Genomic DNA, 18615 nt, shown 5'->3' on the forward strand with positions numbered 1-18615 from the left:
AACACCAGTTGCCGTAAGGGCAGCGCGTCACTAGGTTCCGGTGCAACAATGCGAGCGGCTCGCTAATAGCCGCTCCGCAAGCCATCGGGCCGAGGAACCAGACGTGCAGCTTACCGATTTTGCAGGCTTCCCCAATCTTGTCGCGATGTTCCTGAACCGCGCGGACTATCGCGGCGACAGTCCGTTCCTGTGGGCAAAGAAGCAGGGCTCCTGGCAGCCGATCAGCTGGGCCGAAGCCACGCGGCAAGTCTGCGTTCTGGCCGAATCCCTGCGCAAGCTGGGCCTGAACCCCGGAGACCGTGTGGCGCTGGTATCCGAAAACCGGCCCGAATGGTGCATCGCCGACCATGCCATCATGGCCGCAGGGCTGGTCACTGTGCCCACCTACATCACCAATACCGAACGGGATCATCTGCACATCCTGGAAAACTCCGGCGCCCGGGCGGTGATCGTGTCCACCGCCAAGCTTTCGCAGTCCCTTCTGCCCGCAGCGCTTGCCGCGCCGGGGGTGGAACATGTGATCGGCATGGAGCCGCTGCGCCAGATGCAGGCGGGCAAGCTGTCCTTCCACGATTGGCAGGCGATGACCACTGGTGATGGCGCAGCAGCCCGTCGCGCCGTGGATGCGCGCCTTTCTGCCATGGGCCGCAAGGATCTGGCCTGCATCATCTACACCAGCGGCACCGGCGGCTCCCCGCGCGGCGTGCGGCTGCACCACGGATCGATCCTGTGCAATGTGGAAGGCGCAGCACACATTCTGGCTGAAGATCTGGGCTGGGGCGAGGAAGTGTTCCTGTCGTTCCTGCCGCTGTCCCACGCCTATGAACATACCGGGGGGCAATATCTGCCCATCGGCATGGGTGCGCAGATCTACTATTCCGAGGGCCTCGAAAAGCTCGCTTCGAACATCGAAGAAGTGCGCCCGACCATGATGGTGGTTGTGCCGCGCCTGTTCGAAGTGCTGCGCACACGCATCATGAAGCAGGTGGAAAAGCAGGGGAAGCTTGCCAACTATCTGATGGACCGCGCGCTGACTATCGGCGGGCGCAAGGCGGCGGGCAAGGGGCGGATCACCGATCTGCCGATGAACCTGATCCTTGAACGCACCTTACGGCCCAAGATCCGCGCGCGCTTTGGCGGTCGGATGAAGGCGATGGTATCGGGCGGCGCACCGCTCAATCCCGATGTCGGCGTGTTCTTCGATGCGATGGGGCTGACCATGCTGCAGGGCTATGGCCAGACCGAATCCGGACCGGTCATTTCATGCAACCGCCCCCGCGTGGGCATCGGCATGAACACCGTCGGCCCGCCGATGAAGGGCGTGGAGGTGAAGATCGCCGAAGATGGCGAAATCCTCGTGCGCGGCGAGCTGGTCATGCACGGCTATTGGCAGAACGAGGCTGAAACCGCGCGCGCCATCCCCAAAGAAGGCCCGAATGCAGGCTGGCTGCATACCGGCGATATCGGCCATCTGGATGCCAAGGGCCGTATCGTGATCACCGATCGCAAGAAGGACATGATCGTCAACGACAAGGGCGACAATGTCTCTCCACAGAAGATCGAAGGTATGCTGACGCTGCAACCCGAAATCGCGCAGGCGATGGTGAGCGGCGACAAGCGGCCCTACATCGTGGGCCTGATCGTGCCCGATCCCGAATGGGCGCTGGCCTGGGCGCGCGCGCAAGGCGAAACGTTCGATTTCAAGGCCCTGCAAGACCTGCCCGCCTTCCGCAACGCCATCCGCGCGGCGGTGGACCGGGTGAACAAGGACCTGTCGGTGATCGAAAAGGTCCGCCAGTTCACCTTTGCGGATGAAGCCTTCGGCATCGACAACGAGGAAATGACGCCAAGCATGAAAATCCGCCGCCACAAAATCCGCGAACGCTACAGCGCGCGAGTGGATGCGCTGTACAAGGCCTGATTGTCACACTTCAGACCCCGCACTCCGCTCATCCTGAGCCTGTCGAAGGATGCCCGCACAGCGCTCGCCAACAGGGGCCTTCGACAAGCTCAGGCTGAGCGGTGTTTGGGGTAGGTTTTGGATTTACCGCCCAGCCATCGCCTTGACCCGCGCCAGATAAGTCCGCCCGATGCGCTGCATCGTGCCGTCCACCAATTCGGCTGACCATACACCCAGCCCATCATGTTTCAGCCCTGCAATGCGATCCCGCCGCACGATGGTGGAGCGGTGCAGGCGGATGAAGCGTTCGGGATCAAGCCGCGCCTCAAGCCCTGCAATGGTGTGCAGCATCAAATAGCTGCGCGCCTGCCCGCCAGAATGGCCAACATGCAGCCGCACATAGTCCCGCTCGGCATCAATCCGTTCCAGATCGCTTGCGGCCACCCGGATCAGTTCCGAACGGTGCGGCACCCAGAACTCCTCGATCCATTCGCTGGCGGCCTTTTCAGGAGTGAGCGGGGTTTCCGCTGGCGCCCCCCGGCGCGCCTGAGCGCGTTCGACAGCGCGTTCCAGCCGGTCCTGCGCCACGGGCTTCAGAACATAGTCCACCGCATCGCAATCGAACGCCGCGACCGCGAAATCCTCGTGCGCGGTCACGAAGACAACGGCGGGGCGATTGGCCTGCCCGGCCAGCGCGCGGGCCACGCCCAGCCCATCGACTTCGGGCATGGTCATATCGAGCAACACCAGATCGGGTTCAAGCGCCGCGATCAGGCGCAACGCCGCTGCGCCATCGCTGGCCGTGCCCACCACCTGCAGCGCCGGAATGCGCGCGCACAAGATTTGCATGCGCTCCACCGCCAAGGGTTCATCATCGACAATCAGCGTCCGCATTCAGTCCCTCTCAGCATACATTGCGCACCACCGGCATGGTCAGCACCGTGGCATAGCCCCCGGCGGGCAGCGGTCCGCTTTCCACTTTCGCCTCATCGCCAAAACGCGCGATCAGGCGGCTTTTCACATTTTCGAGCCCGATACCGGTGCTGCCGCTCTCGATTCCTTCGCCCGGCCCATCATCGGCCACGGTCAGGATCAGGAATCCGCCCGCCTCACGCGCGGAAATGCGGATGGTGACAGGGCGCGTCGTGGTCGACACACCGTATTTGATCGAGTTTTCCACCAGCGGTTGCAGGATCATCCCCGGCACGCAGGCGCTCATCAGATCGTCCGGCACATCGAATTCGCACCGCAGCCGTTCGGGAAAGCGCACAGCCTCGATTTCCAGATAGTGGCGTTGCAACGCAATCTCGTCCTCCAGCGGCATGTCGGTGGTGGGGTCGCCCGCCAGACTGTGCCGGTAGAACCGCGAGATCGACTGGATCATCCGCTCGGCCTGCTCAGCCCGCCCGACCATGACCAAGGCAGACAGCGAATTCAGTGTATTGAACAGGAAATGCGGGTTCACCTGATAGCGCAATGAGCGCAGTTCCGCCGCTTTGGCAGCGCGGCGATATTCCCCTTCGCGGTATTCCGCCGCCCGCAATTGCTCGCCATTTCCGAGCGCCAGATAAAGCGCGGCCCACGCCACCAGCAGGAAATAGCGTCCCAGCGCAACGTCGGTCAATTGCCGCCACAGCCCCTCTTCTTCCACCAGCTTGCGAATGATCGTGACATTACTTGTGTCAGAAACGTGATCGGTGTCAGCCGTGCGCGCGCTTCCTGGCAATGGGACCGGAACAGCAGGCGGAGCGACCGGTGCGGCAGGCGCGACGCTTGTACCCGGTTCAGAAGGTTCGGGCGGGACGGGTTCGGGAAGCGGCGCAGGCGGCTCGGGCGGGACCAGCCGTTCGTCAAGCACATCAAGCAGCACGTTGCCCGCCATATCGCGCCTGATCTTGACCGACGGCACTCTGCTCCCATCGGCTGCCGTGTCACTGTCGCTGGAGCCCACGCGCCCACTGTCCCGGCCTTGCGTGATCTTCTTTTCCAGCATGCGCTTTTCAACCGGGGCAAATGCCCACTGGTTTACCGCAGCCAGCGCCAGCGCAGCGGGCAGCATGATCAGCAGCGCCGCAGTTCCGCGCACTATCAGGGGCTTTGCATCAAAACGGCGCAGCAGCGGCCAGCAGGCCACGGTCACGATAATGCCCGCCAGCGTCACCAGCCCGCGCCGCCACAGAAGATCGGTAAAGTCACCCAGCTCCACCACCAGCCCGCGCACGGTGATCAGCACGAAATAGCACAGCCACAAGGCCGCCGCCGACAGGATGACCTGCCGGGCCGGTACGTGCGGGATTCCGGGATCGATGGGTGCTGTCATCGTCAAAATCCTAAACGCGAACCGCCCGACACGCCATAACGGCGGTCGGGCGGCATAAGCTGTTCATCGGAGCGAAAGGTTACGCCAGAAGGTTAGGCAGGCAGCAAGCCTTCGTCCGCAATCTTCTTCTTCCACACCAGCGGTGCGGATTTGTGGACGTTTTCGCCCTCGCTATCGACGGCCACGGTCACCGGCATGTCCTCCACGGTAAATTCGTAGATGGCTTCCATGCCAAGGTCCTCGAAACCGACGACTTTCGATTGCTTGATCGCGCGCGCCACCAGATAAGCCGCGCCGCCCACCGCCATCAGATAGGCGCTCTTGTGGTTGGCGATGGACTGCGTGGCGGCCGGACCACGCTCGGCCTTGCCCACGCTGGCCAGCAAGCCAAGGTCGAGCATCAGGTCGGAGAAGCTGTCCATGCGCGTGGCGGTGGTGGGGCCAGCAGGGCCAACCACTTCTTCGCGCACTGGATCGACCGGGCCGACGTAATAGATCACGCGGCCCTTGAAATCGACGGGCAGTTCCTCGCCTTTGGCCAGCATGTCCTTGATCCGCTTGTGTGCGGCATCGCGGCCCGTCAGCATCTTGCCGTTCAGCAGCAGGCGGTCTCCGGCTTTCCAGCCCTGCACTTCTTCCTGAGTCAGCGTATCGAGGTTCACGCGCTTGGCGGCGCTGTCGGGTGCCCAGTGAACCTGGGGCCATTCGTCCAGCTTCGGGCGCTCCAGATAGGTCGGCCCTGAACCGTCGAGCGTGAAATGCGCGTGGCGGGTGGCAGCGCAATTGGGGATCATCGCCACCGGCTTTCCGGCGGCGTGGCACGGCGCGTCCATGATCTTCACATCGAGGATGGTCGACAAGCCGCCAAGGCCCTGCGCGCCGATGCCGAGCGCATTGACCTTGTCGAAAATCTCGATGCGCATGCGCTCGATATCGGTCTGCGGCCCGCGCAGCTTCAACTGCGCCATGTCGATCGGCTCCATCAGCGCCTTCTTGGCCAGCAGCACGCAGTGTTCTGCCGTGCCGCCGATGCCGATGCCGAGCATGCCCGGCGGGCACCAGCCCGCGCCCATCTGCGGCAGCATCTCGACCACCCAGTCCACGATGTTTTCGGACGGGTTCATCATCTTGAACTTCGACTTGTTCTCGCTGCCGCCGCCCTTGGCCGCCACATCCACCGTCACCTTGTTGCCCTTGACCATCTCCACGTGCAGCACGCAGGGCGTGTTGTCGCGGGTGTTGCGGCGGGTAAAGGCGGGGTCTGCCAGTACCGAGGCGCGCAGCTTGTTGTCCGGGTTCAGATAGGCGCGGCGCACGCCTTCATCGACCACATCCTGCAGGGAAAGGTCGGATTCGAGACGGCAGTCCTGCCCCCATTCGATGAAGACGTTGACGATCCCGGTGTCCTGGCAGATCGGCCGATGGCCTTCGGCGCACATGCGACTGTTGGTCAGGATCTGCGCGATGGCATCCTTGGCCGCCGGGCCTTGTTCGGCCTTATAAGCCTCGCCCAGCGCACGAATGTAATCCATCGGGTGGAAATAGCTGATATACTGCAGCGCATCGGCAACGCTTTCGATCAGGTCTGTTTCCTTGATCGTCACCATGTCGGCCATCCGAAACTTCCTCTAAAGCCTGAGAAACTGCGAAAGCCCCTTACGCGTCGACAATCGACATGCAAATCCCTTGGAAACGGCAAGTCGATAATCTACAGGCACATGCACGTTACCACACAGGCGACGCAGCTTTTCAGCAGCGTGCCTTTTCGGACATGAGGGTTGCAATGACCGTGGTTGAAGATCGACCAGCATCGGACGATATGGCAGTTGCGCGGCGCGCAATGATCGATAGCCAGCTTCGCGTCAGCGGCGTCAACTCCCCCGGCATTCTGGCCGCTTTCGCCGCCGTTGCCCGTGAAGATTTCGTACCCGCTGACCGCCGCGCCGTCGCCTATATGGATCGCGCAGTGCCGTTGGGCGAAGGGCACTTCCTGTCGCCAGCCCTGACCTATGGCCAGATGCTCGAAGCGGCAGGCACCACCGCAGACGATACGGTGCTGGTGATTTCGCCGAACGGATATCTCGCCGCACTGGCAGAGCGTCTGGCCGGCAGCGTCACGCGCGCCGAAACTCTCGCGGCTGCTCAAGGCGGCCCCTACTCACTGATCCTGATCGATGGTGCCGCGCAAATCCTGCCCGAATCGCTGGCAGCGCTGCTCACCGGTGAAGGCCGCGTGATCACCGGCATGGCCGACCGTGGCGTGACCCGGCTGGCCGTGGCCCGCAAGGTTCTGGGCAAGATCTCCGCCACCGCGCTGGGCGAAGCTGATTTCGCTGTGCTCGCAGAATTTGCCGCCCCAAAGACCTGGAGCTTCTGAGCCTCATGACAGTTCCCCGCGCGCTGCGCCTGCTATCGGCGGCCAGCGCCATTGCTTTTTGCACTGCACCTGCGCTGGCCGATGATCTGCGTGAGGCACTGACCAGTGCCTACAACACCAACCCCACGCTGCAGGCAGCCCGCGCCAACCAGCGCGCAACCGATGAAGGCGTGCCCATCGCCCGCGCCCGCGCACTGCCCAGCCTGTCGGGCGATGCCAACTATACCAAGGTCCTGCGGCCGAACCCGAACTCGTTCCTGATCTCTGATTGGTCTGCCAGCACCAGTCTCAATCTGGGCGTGCCGGTCTATTCAGGCGGCTCGGTCAAGAATTCGATCCGCGCCGCCAAGACCCGCGTCGAGGCGGGTCAGGAAGACCTGCGCGCCACCGAGGCCGGCATCTTCAGCGAAACCGTGGCGGCTTACATGGACGTTATCCGCGATGCGGCGATCGTCGGCCTCAACCGCAACAATGTCGAAGTCCTGCAAGTCAATCTCAGCGCCACCAGCGACCGGTTCGATATCGGCGACGTAACGCGCACCGATGTGGCGCAGTCCAACTCGCGCCTCGCCCTGGCGCGCAGCGATCTGCGCACTGCCGAAGTCAGCCTGCTGTCCAGCCGCGAACGCTTCATTCAGGTGGTCGGCAAACCCCCGGTCGATCTCGCGCCGCCGCCGCCGCTGCCCGGATTGCCCGAAACGCCCGATGATGCCGTGGCATTTGCGCTCGAACACAACCCCGATCTCCTCGCTGCCCGCGAACGCAGCAAAGCCGCCGCGTTCGATGTGAAAGTGGCCGATGCCGCCAAGAAGCCGACCGTCTCATTGTCAACCAACGGCAGCTACCAGGCCTTCCAGGGCAAGTTCCTTGGCTCCAACGAAGTGCTGCGGCAGGGCAACACCACCGCGCAGGCCGGGGTAAACCTGTCCGTCCCGCTGTTCCAGGGCGGTGGTCCGGCTGCGCAGACGCGTCAGGCTCAAGCCCGCGAAACCGCAACGCTTGAGCAGGAAATCGGTGTTGAGCGGCAGGTCATCGCCTCGGTCCGCTCCTCGTTTGCCTCATGGCGGGCCGCGAACGAAATCATCGCGATGAACCAGACCGCGGTCGATGCTGCCGCGCTCAGTCTCGAAGGCGTGCGTGCGGAAAACAGCGTGGGCAACCGCACCATCCTGAACATTCTCGATGCCGAACAGGAACTGCTGCGTGCGCAAGTGCAACTCGTCGCTGCACGCCGCAATGCCTATGTCGCAGGGTTCAACCTGCTCTCGGCCATGGGCAAGGCCGATGCCGATGATCTGGGCCTTGATGGCGGCGCGCTCTACGATCCGCAGGTCAATTATGAGCGTGTCCGTCGCCGCGTCTGGGATTGGGACCGCGATCCCGATCCGCAAGCCGTCTCCACACGCACCGTTGACACGCCCGCGCAGGATGCGACAATCGCGCCCGTCGCCCGTCCGTAAGAGAATCGGCGCAGTTGAAGCAGTCGGGGGTTAAAGTTGCTATGCGTCAGGCCGGTGAACCGTCCGTCGAGGAAATCCTCGAATCGATCAAAAGCGTGATCGCGCGCGACAGCAAGGTTGAAGCACAAGCCCGCCTGCGTTCGGAATCGCGCTTTGAATCAAAACCTGCCCCCCGGCGTGAAGTTCTGGAACTGACCGAAACCGCAGAGCATGATGACACCGACGAGGCCGAAAGCGGCGGTCTGATTGCAGATGCCGCAGCCGCTTCGATGCGCGAATCGCTGGCGGCGCTGTCGATGCTTGCGCAGCCTGGCGCTGCGCCACAAATTGTACGTTCGGGCGAAACCTCGCTCGAAGGACTGGTCCGCGAATTGCTGCGCCCGATGCTGGCTGAATGGCTCGACAAAAACCTGCCCGCCATGGTGGAAAAGATGGTCGCCGCCGAGATTGCTCGGATTGCCGGAAAGCGCGGCTGATCTGGGCGAGGTAAAATCCTCTCAACATGCAGGACAGTTTTTGACCGCTCCTTCCCTCGAAGTGTCGCCTGAAGAGATCCTTCAGGCCGAAATCGCGCTGGAAAAGCTGGGCGGCTTCGCCCCGCAACGCCACATCCTGCTCTGCGCCGGACCTGACAAGGACAAGTGCGCCCCGCGCGAAGTGGGCGATCAGGCGTGGAACTACCTGAAAAAGCGCATGGGCGAACTGAAGCTGGGCGGCGCGCAGGGCATTTTGCGCAACAAGGTGGGTTGCTTGCGCGTGTGTCTCGTCGGCCCGGTCGCGGTCGTTTACCCGGACAATGTCTGGTACCATTCCTGCACCCCACCGGTGCTCGAACGCATCCTGCAGGAACACGTCATCGGCGGCGTGCCGGTGGAAGACTACCGCCTCAAGGCACCACCTGTGTTGACCGGCTAAGCCTTACCCCCCATCACTAGATAGACGCATAGCCCGATAAACGCTGGCCGCGCGGCGGATATGTGTGTTGGCCAGCGCCTTCGCCCAATCCTCGTCACGCATCTCGAAAGCGCTGACCAAATCGCGATGATCGCGCTGGCTTTGCTCCATGTCTTCGCGCGAATATTGCTCAGCCGTGCGATGGACCACAATCTGGCTGACCACAAACTTCATCAGTTGCGCCAGCCGCTCTGATTGCGCGGCGGCAAGGACCACCGCGTGGAAATGGCGGTTGCCTTCAACAAAGCCTGAAACATCAGGGGCCTCTGGCTGCGCAATCGCCTTGTCGATAAAATCGCAGTGGCGGCGCAATTCGTCAATTTGATCGTCCGTGATCAACCGTGCTGCCCGTGTCGCGCAGTGGCTTTCCAAAATCGCGCGCAGCGTGAACAGCTCCTCCTCGTCCTCGTCGGACCAGACCGGCACGAACACCCGGTTGGTGCCTGATCGCTGAAGCAGCATTTCGGCCACGAGTTCGGCAATCGCCTCGCGCACCGGGGTGCGGGACAGGCCGCAGAACGCGGCGAATTCATCTTCGGGCACGAATTGCCCTGCCGGGAAATGCCCCGAAAGGATCCCTGCGCGGATCATGCGATAGGCTTCCTGCGAGGCTTTGGACACGATGACTCCTCGCCCGGAAACAGCAGGCGCATGTGGGTATGGCTTGGATGGGGAACGGACGCATGCCCGCTCCCCGCCCTAACATCAGAACGTGGCGCCCACTTCAACCCCGATCAGGCGGCGCGCGCCCGGTGTTATGAACGATCCGCCAAACTCAATGGCCGGAATTGCCTCGGAGATATAGCGCCGATCCAGCAGGTTTTCTGCAAACACGGCAATGCGATAGCGCTCCAGATTGATACCCGCGCGCAAGTTCAGCACGCCAAAGGCATCACGCTGCGCCACGTCATAACGGGCATTGCCGACAAAGCCGGGAGCCGCCAGCGCCGAGATCGGCAGCAAGGCCGAGAAGATCGTCGGACGTTCCTGATCCTGCACCGAATGGAACCACGTCGGCCCGGTGATGCGATAGTCTGCGCGGAACAGCAGCTTGGCGCTGTCGCTCAGCGGTGCGGTGATTTCCGACCCCAGATTGATCGTCCAATCGGCGGTATAGGGCGATTTGTTGCCCACCGTGTAGGGGCGCGAGGCGTTCTTCTTGATCTCGCTGTCGGTGACGTTGAACGATCCGAAGACCTTCCACCCATCGACGATCTTGCCGGTCACGTTCACTTCGGCACCCTTGATATCGACCTGATCGATGTTCGAAACCACGCGCAACAGGCCAAAGCTGCCCACGAAGAATTCGAAGAACTGCAGGTCGGTCACGCGGGTGTAGTACCCGGCCAGATCAAACGTGATCCGCCCGTCCCACAGCTCGCCCTTGATGCCCGCTTCGAACGCGCTCGACCGTTCCTTGCGGTACAGGTCGTTGATCGTCACATCGGCATCGATCGTGCCCGGCGTCACACCATCGTTGAAGCTGGCGTTGACCACGGCTGACGAGCCCTGGTTGTTGAAGCCGCCCGATTTGAAGCCGATGCCCCAGTTGGCATAGATGTTGAGATCGGGCGTGGGCCGGAAGCTGAGCGTGACCTTGGGCTGCAATTGCTTGAACGTGGCGTTCTTGGGCACGAACGGACCGAAGGCGAGGCCGGGGTTGATCGGCCCACCGGTGAACGGGTCCAGCACATTGGGTACAAGCGAGCTGGCCGCGCGGTCTTCGATGTCATAGCGCAGCGCAAGCCCTGCGGTGAACTGCTCCGAAGGCTTCCATTCCGCCGCGCCGAACGCCGCATAAACGTTGGTGCTGAACTCGTCGGCCAGCAACAACGAGGTCGGGTTGGACGAATTGGGTGCGTTGTAAAGCTGCTTGATCACGCCTTGGCCGGTATCGGCACCAAGGCTGACACCGGTCTTGCGGTCGATGTGCAAATAATAGGCACCAAGCTGCCAAGTGAGCGGACCATCGGTGTTGGACAGCAGCCGCACTTCGGCGCTGATGTCTTCCTGCTGGCGCAGCTGGTACTGCGTGCCGTCGCATGTCGTCGGGCTATAAGGGCCGAAAGTGGAGCCGTTGGCAGGCGCAAAGATAAACGGCACCGGAATCGCGCCAATGGCTCCGGGCGGATTGACCGGGAAGCCGGTGAGCGCCGCCGTGCTGGCAAAGCAGCTGTTTACCGAACTGGCCACAGCGGGGTTCGCCGCGCTGATGAAGCGCGCAAAGTCTGCCGATGTGCCATCAGCGACAAGATCTTGATCGGTATCGGAATAAAGCGCCCAGGCGGCCACTTTCATGCCATTGCCAAACTCGTGATCCAGCTTGATCGAGGCGTCGATGCTCTTCTGGTCATTGGTGGCGCGGATGTTGTTGTAGAAGTTGAACGGGTGCTTGTTCACGTCTTCATAAAACGCGCCGCCGAACAGCGGCAGGTGGAATGCGGCATTGAACGGAAGCGATGCGCCCGAAAACTCGGCATAGCGTGCCTTGACATCGATCTGCGTGGCCGTACCCTGGCCCAGCATGAACCGGCCATCGACGGCCCAGTTTTCCTTGTCGTCCACGGTCTTGGAATTGTTCAGGAACGTGTTACGCCACCAGCCATCGGTGGTGAAGTAATAGCCTGAGAGCACAAACCCGGCATTGTCGCCCAGCGGCCCGGCGATATGGCCGGTCGCTTCATAAGTCGCCTCGTTGGCATAAGACGCGCGCAGGCCCCCGGTCAGTGTATCGGTCGGCTTCATGGTCTGCAGCACGATCGCCCCTGCCGCAGCATTGCGACCATAGAGCGCGCCTTGCGGGCCTTTGAGGATTTCGACCTGCGTCAGCGTGCCTTGCGGCTGGTTCAGCTGCGCGGTGTTCGTCTTCAGGATGCCGTCAACGACCAGTGCGACCGAGCTTTCGGCATCGCGCGCGCCGTTGATCCCGCGAATGTTGATCTGCGTATCGCCCGCCTCAGCTGTGCCGGTCACGATAGTGACGCCGGGGGTAAGCTGCGTGAAATCCTCGGCCTTGACCGCGCCGGTGTTCTGCAGCGCGCTGGCCGTCAGCACCGAGACCGAAGCAGGCACGTCCTGCAGCCGCTCATTCTGGCGGCGGGCGGTCACGATGATGCCGTCTCCCTCTTCAGTTACGGCTTCATCCTGCGGCGCTTCTTGCGCAAGCGATGGCGTGGCAGCCGCAAACAGCCCGATTGCAGCGGTATTCAACAGAAAACGGGTGGCACGCATTCTCAAACCTCCCTGATGGTTCGACGTCGCTCGTTCGATCACGACTTGATTTTGTTCTTGCCTGCGCTCGGGCTTTCACCCCCCTCTTGACGCACGCTTGTGACAAGGGCAGCTTATTGTATACAAAGTGCAATGGTCAAGCGCCTAAGAATCCTGCACCTACGGGCAGGTTTTCCGGGGATTTCGATTGGCCCCACAGTCAGATTGCATACGAAGTGACATGGCGAAGTGATACGGAGAGAACAGATTCCCACCCTGCCCCGCCTCCTGACGAAAGCAGCGGCATGACCGCGCGGGCGATCACTTTCGTCGAGGTTGGCCCGCGTGACGGGCTCCAGAACGAAAAGACGCTTGTCGCCACGGCAGACAAGCTGGACCTGATTCGGCGCAGCATCGCAGCAGGAGCGCGGCGGATCGAAGTCACCAGCTTCGTCAATCCCAAGCGGGTGCCGCAAATGGCCGATGCCGAAGCCGTTTGCGCCGGACTGCCTGCAGCAGACGGCGTCAGCTACATCGGCCTGGTGATGAACGGTCGCGGGGCGGAGCGGGCGATTGCCACCGGCACCTTGCAGGAACTCGGTGCAGTGTGCGTTTCCACCGATGGCTTTGCCATGGCCAATCAAGGCCAAACCAGCGCCGAATCGGTGGACGCAGCCAAGGCCATCATCGCCATGGCGCAGGCCGCTGGCCTTAAGGGCCAAGCCACCATTGGCGCAGCCTTCGGCTGTCCGTTCGAAGGCGAAGTCAGCGAAGACCGCGTTGTGGCCATGGCAGCGGCTCTCGCCGAGGCAAGCCCCATCGAGGTCGCACTGGCCGATACCATCGGCGTGGCCGATCCGGCGCATGTTGCGCGCCTTGTTCGCCGCGTGGTCGAAGCCGTCGGCCCGATCCCGGTGCGCGTCCACTTCCACAACACGCGTGGCACCGGCATCGCCAATGTCTGGGCCGCGGTCGAGGCCGGAGCGACCGTCGTCGACGCTGCGCTGGGTGGCCTTGGCGGCTGCCCCTTCGCGCCGGGTGCTGCAGGCAATGTGTCGAGCGAGGACGTCGTCTACATGCTGCACCGCGCCGGCGTCGAAACCGGCATGGACCTTCTGGCACTGATTGAAACCAACCGCTGGCTGGCCGGCGTGATGGACCGCGAACTTCCTTCCATGGTGGCCAAAGCGCCGCCATTTCCCAAACCCGTTCAGGAGATTTGAGACCATGGGCTATCGCCTTGGCGTCGATGTCGGCGGCACTTTCACCGACCTGTTGCTGTTCGACACCGCATCAAGCGCGTTCTGGCGGCACAAGACGCCATCCACTCCGCACGACAGTTCGGAAGGCATCCTCAACGGCGTGACCGCGATCTGCCAGAGCGCGGGGATCACACCTGCCGAGGTCGATTTCTTCCTCCACGGCACGACCGTGGCCACCAACGCTGTGCTCGAAGGCAAAGGCGCGCGTGTCGGCCTCGTCACCACCGAGGGCTATCGCCACGTCATGCAGATCGCGCGCAGCTATGTGCCGGGCGGGCTTGCCGGATGGATTGTCTGGCCAAAGCCGCAGCCGCTGGCCGCGCTGGAAGATACGGTGACGATCAAGGGCCGGATGAGCGCCGAAGGCACCGAAATCCGCCCCATCGACGATGCCGATATCCGCACGCAATTGGGCCTGCTGAAGGCCAACAATGTCGAAGCCATCACGGTCAGCCTGATCAACGCCTATACCAACGGCACGCACGAAGCGCGCGTGGGTGAACTCGCGGCTGCAATTCTCCCCGGCGTTCCGGTCTCGCTGAGCCACGAAGTCCTGCCCGAAATGCAGGAATACGAACGCACGCTGACCACCGTGGCCAATGCAGCCGTGCGCCCGATCGTCAGCAAATATGTATCCAATCTGCGCTCGCGCCTCGCCGATGCCGGAATGAACGGCAAGCTCTCGCTGCTGCGCTCCGACGGCGGCTTGATGAGCGCGCAGAAGGCAGAAGAGCATCCCGTCAACATCCTGATGTCCGGGCCTGCGGGCGGCGTCACCGGCGCAATCTGGGTCGGGCGCAATGCCGGGATCAAGAACATCCTGACGCTCGATGTCGGCGGCACCAGCACCGACGTCGCCCTGATCGAAAACCTCGAAGCGCGCCGCCAGCGTACCACCGAAGTGGGTCACCTTTCGGTCCGCGCCTCTGCCCTTGACGTCAAAACCGTCGGCGCAGGCGGCGGATCAATCGCTTATGTTCCTGAGCTGACAAGAGCCCTTCGGGTCGGGCCGCAAAGCGCAGGAGCAGTGCCGGGGCCGGTCGCCTATGGAAAAGGCGGTACCCTGCCCACGGTAACCGATGCCAACGTGGTATTGGGTTACCTTCCCGAGAACCTTCTGGGCGGCACATTCAATCTGGATCGTGAAGGCGCGAAGAAAGCGGTGCAGACCATCGCCGATGCGCTCGGGATCGATCTGATGGCCGCTGCCCGCGGGATCATCGACATCGTGAACGAGAACATGTTCGGCGCATTGCGCATGATCTCGGTCCAGCAGGGTTATGACCCGCGCGATTTTGCGCTGATGGGCTTTGGCGGGGCAGGGCCGCTCCACGTCAATGCCGTCGCCCGTCTGATGGGCTCATGGCCCGCCATATCGCCGGTCAGCCCCGGCGTGCTTTGCGCTTTGGGCGATGCCACCACGCGGATGCGCACCGAAACCGCGCGTTCGTTCAGCCGCCTCGCCACGCAGACCGAAGCCGCAGACCTGATCGCCATCCTCGATGAAATGGCCGCGCAAACCCGCGCCGAGCTGATTTCGGATGGCGTTCCCGAAGACGAGATCACCACCGCTTTCGAAGTCGACGTGCGCTATGCAGGCCAGGCCTTCGAAGTGCCGCTGACAATCACCGCCGATGTTCTGACCAGTGATGGCGTGGCCGGAATCCTTGCCCGCTTCGATGCCGAACACAAACGCCTGTTCACCTTCAACATGGAAACCCCGCACGAGATCGTGAACCTGCGCGCCGTCGCCATGGGCCGCGCGCTCGATCTGCCCGCCGCGCCACTGGAACAGGGCGATGGCAACCCGATTGCCGCCAAGATGCGCGATCACACCTTGTGGATGGACGGGCGCGAACAGCCCGCCGTGATCTACGACCGAGCCAAGCTAAGCGCCGCAGACGTGATCGCCGGCCCCGCAATCGTCTGCGAAATGGATTCGACCACGCTGATCGAATCCGGCTGCACCGGCACTGTCGACGCCGTCGGCAACATCCTGATCCATCTGGCCTGAGGGAGCATAAACCATGCCTGCAACCATCATCCAGACCAATGACATCCCGTTCAACCGCGTGCCCATTGATCCGGTAACGCTCGACATTATCGAGAACGCGCTGCGCAATGCGCGTATCGAAATGGACGCCACGCTCGTCCGCACCGCAATGTCTCCGGGCATTCGCGAACAGGGCGATGCCTTCCCGCTGATCGCCGATCACACCGGCAAGATGATCGTCGGTCAGTTCGGCAGCTTCATCGGCGGTTTCCTCGATAACTATGCCGGAACGCTCGAAGATGGCGACATGATTTTCCTGTCCGATCCCTATTCGGTCGGCGGCGCGGTCAGCCATTCGAACGACTGGCTGGTGCTGCTGCCGGTGTTCAAGGACGGGCGCCTGATCGCCTATACCTCGATGTTCGGCCACCAGTCCGATATCGGCGGCAAGGTCGTCGGCTCGATGCCGATCAACGCCCATTCGATCTTCGAAGAAGGCGTGCGCATTCCGCCGGTCAAGATCTGGAAGAAAGGCGAGTTTAACGAAGACCTCGTCCGCCTTGTCATGCACCAGACGCGCAAGCCCGATTGGTGCGCAGCCGATCTCAACGCGCTGATCGCATCGTGCCGTGTCGCTGCGCGCCGTGTGGTGGAAATGGCCGAGCGCTTCGGCGATGATGTCTATGTCTCAGCCACGCAGGAACTGCTGGCGCGCAACCACCGTGCGATGAAGGCGCTGATCGGCATGGCCATCGCCGAAGAGCCGGTGAGCTTCGAAGACTACATCTGCGATGATGGCATGGGCTTTGGCCCCTACAAGATCAAATGCACGATGTGGCGCGATGGCGAGAAGGTCGTGCTCGATTTCACCGGCACCGATCCGCAATCGGTCGCCTCGATCAACTTCCTGCTGAACGAGAACATGTTCAAGATGTTCTTCGGCATCTACATGATCATGGTGTTCGATCCGCAGATCCTGTTCAACGACGGGTTCTATGATCTGATCGATGTGCGCATCCCCGAAGGATCGCTGCTCAAGCCCAAATTCCCCGCCGCGCTCTCGGGCCGCACCCACGCGCTGGGCCGCATTTTCGATATTCTGGGCGGATTGCTGGGGCAAAAGACCCCGGAATTCCTCAACGCCGCCGGGTTCTCCTCCAGCCCGCACCTGTTCTATTCGGGCAATGATGAGCGCGCGGGCAAGAATGCCGAATGGTTCCAGCTGTTCCAAATCGGCTTCGGCGGCATTCCAGGGCGGCCCATGGGCGATGGCCCCGATGGCCACTCGCTCTGGCCGGGCTTTACCAACGTGCCCAACGAATTTCTCGAACGGTACTTCCCGATGGTGATCGAACGCTACGAATGCGAGCCGGATTCGGGTGGCGCAGGTTTGCATCGCGGCGGCAACGGCATCCGTATGACCTATCGCTTCCTGTCCAAGGGCACGATTGCGATCCACGATGACCGCTGGTTCGTGCCGCCATGGGGCGTCAACGGCGGTGAGCCGGGCGCGCGCGCGCGCAAGATCCTTGAAAAGCCCGACGGCTCGCAAACCATCGTCGGCAACAAGGTGGAAGACCTCGAGGTTGAAGCAGGCGACATGCTGCACTTCATCACTTGGGGCGGCGGTGGCTGGGGCGATGCGCTGGCGCGTGATCCCGCGCTGGTCGGGCTGGAAATCCGCCAAGGCCTGATCACCGCTGAAGGCGCGAAGGCTTATGGCGTGATCGCCGATGCTCTTGGGGTTATCGACGAAGCCGCCACCGAAGCCTTGCGCACTGAACTGCGCGCAACGCGCGGAGACTTGCCGCTATTTAACTACGGCCCCGGCATTGAAGCCCTGCGCGCCAATTGCGAGACAGAAACCGGCCTCCCCGCGCCGATTCAGCCTGAATGGCCGCTTCTGGAAGCGGCGGAGTAATGACGATGAATGCCAACAATCCCGGAGCCTTACGCGACATCCGCGTGGTCGAACTCGGCCAATTGCTCGCAGGCCCGTTCTGCGGCCAGTTGCTCGGCGATATGGGCGCCGATGTGATCAAAGTCGAACCGCCCGTAACCGGTGATCCGATGCGCGATTGGGGTCAGGGCGCGGAAAAAGTGCAGTGGGAAGTGATCGCGCGCAACAAACGCTCGGTCAGCGCCAACTTGCGCATTCCCGAAGGACAAGCGCTGGTAAAGCGGCTGATCGCCCACGCCGATGTGCTGATCGAAAACTTCAAACCCGGCACCATGGAAAAGTGGGGCCTCGGCCCGGACGTGCTGCTCGCCGAAAAGCCCGATCTGATCATCGCGCGCATGTCGGGCTATGGCCAGACCGGGCCTTATTCCAACCGCGCGGGCTTTGGCGGCATTGGCGAGGCGATGGGCGGCTGGCGCTATATCGTGGGCGAACCGGACCGCGCACCCAGCCGCATGGGCATCTCTATCGGCGATACCCTGACCGCCACCTATGGCTGCATGGGCGTGCTCGCCGCGCTCCACGAACGCGCGCAGACCGGGCGCGGGCAGGTAATTGATGCGGCGCTTTATGAATCGGTGCTGCAGGTCATGGAAGGGCTGGTGCCCGAATATGACCGCTCAGGGATCATCCGCGAACGCTCCGGCTCGGTGCTGAAAGGCATTGCCCCGTCCAACGTCTATGCCTGCATCGATGGCGAATTCATGATCGGCGCCAACAAGGATTCGCTGTGGCGGCGACTGGCCGTGGCGATGGACCGCCCTGAATTGGGCGAAGATCCGCGCTATGCCACGCATCTTGCGCGCGGGAAAAATCAGGACGAACTGGACGCCCTGATCAACGACTGGACCCGAACTTTGACCATGGAGCAGGTCGATGCGCTGATGATCGAACACTCGATCCCCGCAGGCCGCGTTTACCGCGCGCCCGACATGCTGGAAGACCCGCACTTCAAAGCGCGCGAGGCGATCATCGAGGTCGAAACCGAACGCTTCGGCCCGCTGAAAATGCAATCCAGCTTCCCCCGCTTCTCCGCCACCCCCGGCTCCGTCCGCCGCCCCGCCCCTTCAAAAGTTGGCCAGCACAACGCTGAGATTTATGGCGAATTGCTGGGGCTGGGCGAAGCGGAACTGGCAGAGATGGCAGCAAGCGGGGTGATCTGAACGGACGTCGCAAACC

General features: G+C 62.5%; 14 protein-coding genes. 9 read left to right on the top strand and 5 right to left on the bottom strand.

Features of this window, described 5'->3' with window-relative positions; all coding sequences use genetic code 11:
* The first annotated feature begins 103 nt into the window (after positions 1–103).
* Positions 104–1921 (top strand): AMP-dependent synthetase/ligase, encoded by a 1818-nt coding sequence (locus AC2A1F_RS09390; protein WP_484208497.1) that lies wholly within the window; start codon positions 104–106, stop codon positions 1919–1921.
* Between the two features lie 123 nt (positions 1922–2044).
* Here the strand turns inward: AC2A1F_RS09390 and AC2A1F_RS09395 are convergent, their stop codons facing one another.
* From AC2A1F_RS09395 to AC2A1F_RS09405, 3 genes are all read right to left on the bottom strand, one after another.
* A complete protein-coding gene (locus AC2A1F_RS09395; protein ID WP_484208498.1) occupies positions 2045–2794 on the bottom strand; it encodes a LytR/AlgR family response regulator transcription factor in 750 nt (249 codons plus the stop codon).
* A gap of 10 nt (positions 2795–2804) precedes the next feature.
* Entirely contained in the window at positions 2805–4220 is a 1416-nt protein-coding gene (locus tag AC2A1F_RS09400; RefSeq protein WP_484208499.1) for a sensor histidine kinase, read from the bottom strand.
* Positions 4221–4312: 92 nt separating this feature from the next.
* Positions 4313–5836 (bottom strand): fumarate hydratase, encoded by a 1524-nt coding sequence (locus AC2A1F_RS09405; RefSeq protein ID WP_484208500.1) that lies wholly within the window; start codon positions 5834–5836, stop codon positions 4313–4315.
* Between the two features lie 167 nt (positions 5837–6003).
* Here AC2A1F_RS09405 and AC2A1F_RS09410 point away from each other — a divergent pair, with 167 nt between their 5' ends.
* The 4 genes from AC2A1F_RS09410 to AC2A1F_RS09425 are packed head-to-tail and all read left to right on the top strand — an operon-like array spanning position 6004 to position 8972.
* Positions 6004–6597, top strand: a complete 594-nt coding sequence (locus tag AC2A1F_RS09410; protein WP_484208501.1) for a protein-L-isoaspartate O-methyltransferase family protein — start codon at positions 6004–6006, stop codon at positions 6595–6597.
* 5 nt (positions 6598–6602) lie between these two features.
* A complete protein-coding gene (locus AC2A1F_RS09415; RefSeq protein ID WP_484208502.1) occupies positions 6603–8057 on the top strand; it encodes a TolC family outer membrane protein in 1455 nt (484 codons plus the stop codon).
* 41 nt (positions 8058–8098) lie between these two features.
* Positions 8099–8533 (top strand): DUF2497 domain-containing protein, encoded by a 435-nt coding sequence (locus tag AC2A1F_RS09420; protein WP_484208503.1) that lies wholly within the window; start codon positions 8099–8101, stop codon positions 8531–8533.
* Positions 8534–8573: 40 nt separating this feature from the next.
* Positions 8574–8972 carry a (2Fe-2S) ferredoxin domain-containing protein gene (locus tag AC2A1F_RS09425; protein ID WP_484208504.1) on the top strand — a complete coding sequence of 133 codons (399 nt, stop codon included), beginning with the start codon at positions 8574–8576 and terminating at the stop codon, positions 8970–8972.
* A gap of 3 nt (positions 8973–8975) precedes the next feature.
* Here AC2A1F_RS09425 and AC2A1F_RS09430 read toward each other — a convergent pair whose 3' ends face one another.
* Positions 8976–9632: a GntR family transcriptional regulator gene (locus tag AC2A1F_RS09430; protein ID WP_484208505.1), complete on the bottom strand. Its 657-nt coding sequence runs from the start codon at positions 9630–9632 to the stop codon at positions 8976–8978.
* Between the two features lie 84 nt (positions 9633–9716).
* Positions 9717–12242, bottom strand: a complete 2526-nt coding sequence (locus AC2A1F_RS09435; RefSeq protein WP_484208506.1) for a TonB-dependent receptor — start codon at positions 12240–12242, stop codon at positions 9717–9719.
* Positions 12243–12526: 284 nt separating this feature from the next.
* Between AC2A1F_RS09435 and AC2A1F_RS09440 the strand changes: the two genes are divergently transcribed.
* The 4 genes from AC2A1F_RS09440 to AC2A1F_RS09455 are packed head-to-tail and all read left to right on the top strand — an operon-like array spanning position 12527 to position 18599.
* Positions 12527–13444: a hydroxymethylglutaryl-CoA lyase gene (locus AC2A1F_RS09440; RefSeq protein WP_484208507.1), complete on the top strand. Its 918-nt coding sequence runs from the start codon at positions 12527–12529 to the stop codon at positions 13442–13444.
* 4 nt (positions 13445–13448) lie between these two features.
* Complete coding sequence (locus AC2A1F_RS09445) at positions 13449–15497, top strand: hydantoinase/oxoprolinase family protein (protein ID WP_484208508.1); 2049 nt, start codon at positions 13449–13451, stop codon at positions 15495–15497.
* Between the two features lie 13 nt (positions 15498–15510).
* Positions 15511–17397 (top strand): hydantoinase B/oxoprolinase family protein, encoded by a 1887-nt coding sequence (locus tag AC2A1F_RS09450; protein ID WP_484208509.1) that lies wholly within the window; start codon positions 15511–15513, stop codon positions 17395–17397.
* Between the two features lie 5 nt (positions 17398–17402).
* Positions 17403–18599: a CaiB/BaiF CoA transferase family protein gene (locus AC2A1F_RS09455; protein WP_484209017.1), complete on the top strand. Its 1197-nt coding sequence runs from the start codon at positions 17403–17405 to the stop codon at positions 18597–18599.
* The last annotated feature ends 16 nt before the right edge of the window (positions 18600–18615 follow it).

Source organism: Novosphingobium sp. HNCC26BN242, from assembly GCF_057180525.1.

Excerpts from the sequence above, each read along its gene's own strand:
- AC2A1F_RS09455 (WP_484209017.1), top strand. The coding sequence starts at position 17,403 with ATGAATGCCAACAATCCCGGAGCCTTACGCGACATCCGCGTGGTCGAA.
- AC2A1F_RS09400 (WP_484208499.1), bottom strand. The coding sequence starts at position 4,220 with ATGACAGCACCCATCGATCCCGGAATCCCGCACGTACCGGCCCGGCAG.
- AC2A1F_RS09405 (WP_484208500.1), bottom strand. The coding sequence starts at position 5,836 with ATGGCCGACATGGTGACGATCAAGGAAACAGACCTGATCGAAAGCGTT.
- AC2A1F_RS09440 (WP_484208507.1), top strand. The coding sequence starts at position 12,527 with ATGACCGCGCGGGCGATCACTTTCGTCGAGGTTGGCCCGCGTGACGGG.
- AC2A1F_RS09395 (WP_484208498.1), bottom strand. The coding sequence starts at position 2,794 with ATGCGGACGCTGATTGTCGATGATGAACCCTTGGCGGTGGAGCGCATG.
- AC2A1F_RS09445 (WP_484208508.1), top strand. The coding sequence starts at position 13,449 with ATGGGCTATCGCCTTGGCGTCGATGTCGGCGGCACTTTCACCGACCTG.
- AC2A1F_RS09410 (WP_484208501.1), top strand. The coding sequence starts at position 6,004 with ATGACCGTGGTTGAAGATCGACCAGCATCGGACGATATGGCAGTTGCG.
- AC2A1F_RS09435 (WP_484208506.1), bottom strand. The coding sequence starts at position 12,242 with ATGCGTGCCACCCGTTTTCTGTTGAATACCGCTGCAATCGGGCTGTTT.
- AC2A1F_RS09415 (WP_484208502.1), top strand. The coding sequence starts at position 6,603 with ATGACAGTTCCCCGCGCGCTGCGCCTGCTATCGGCGGCCAGCGCCATT.
- AC2A1F_RS09450 (WP_484208509.1), top strand. The coding sequence starts at position 15,511 with ATGCCTGCAACCATCATCCAGACCAATGACATCCCGTTCAACCGCGTG.
- AC2A1F_RS09420 (WP_484208503.1), top strand. The coding sequence starts at position 8,099 with ATGCGTCAGGCCGGTGAACCGTCCGTCGAGGAAATCCTCGAATCGATC.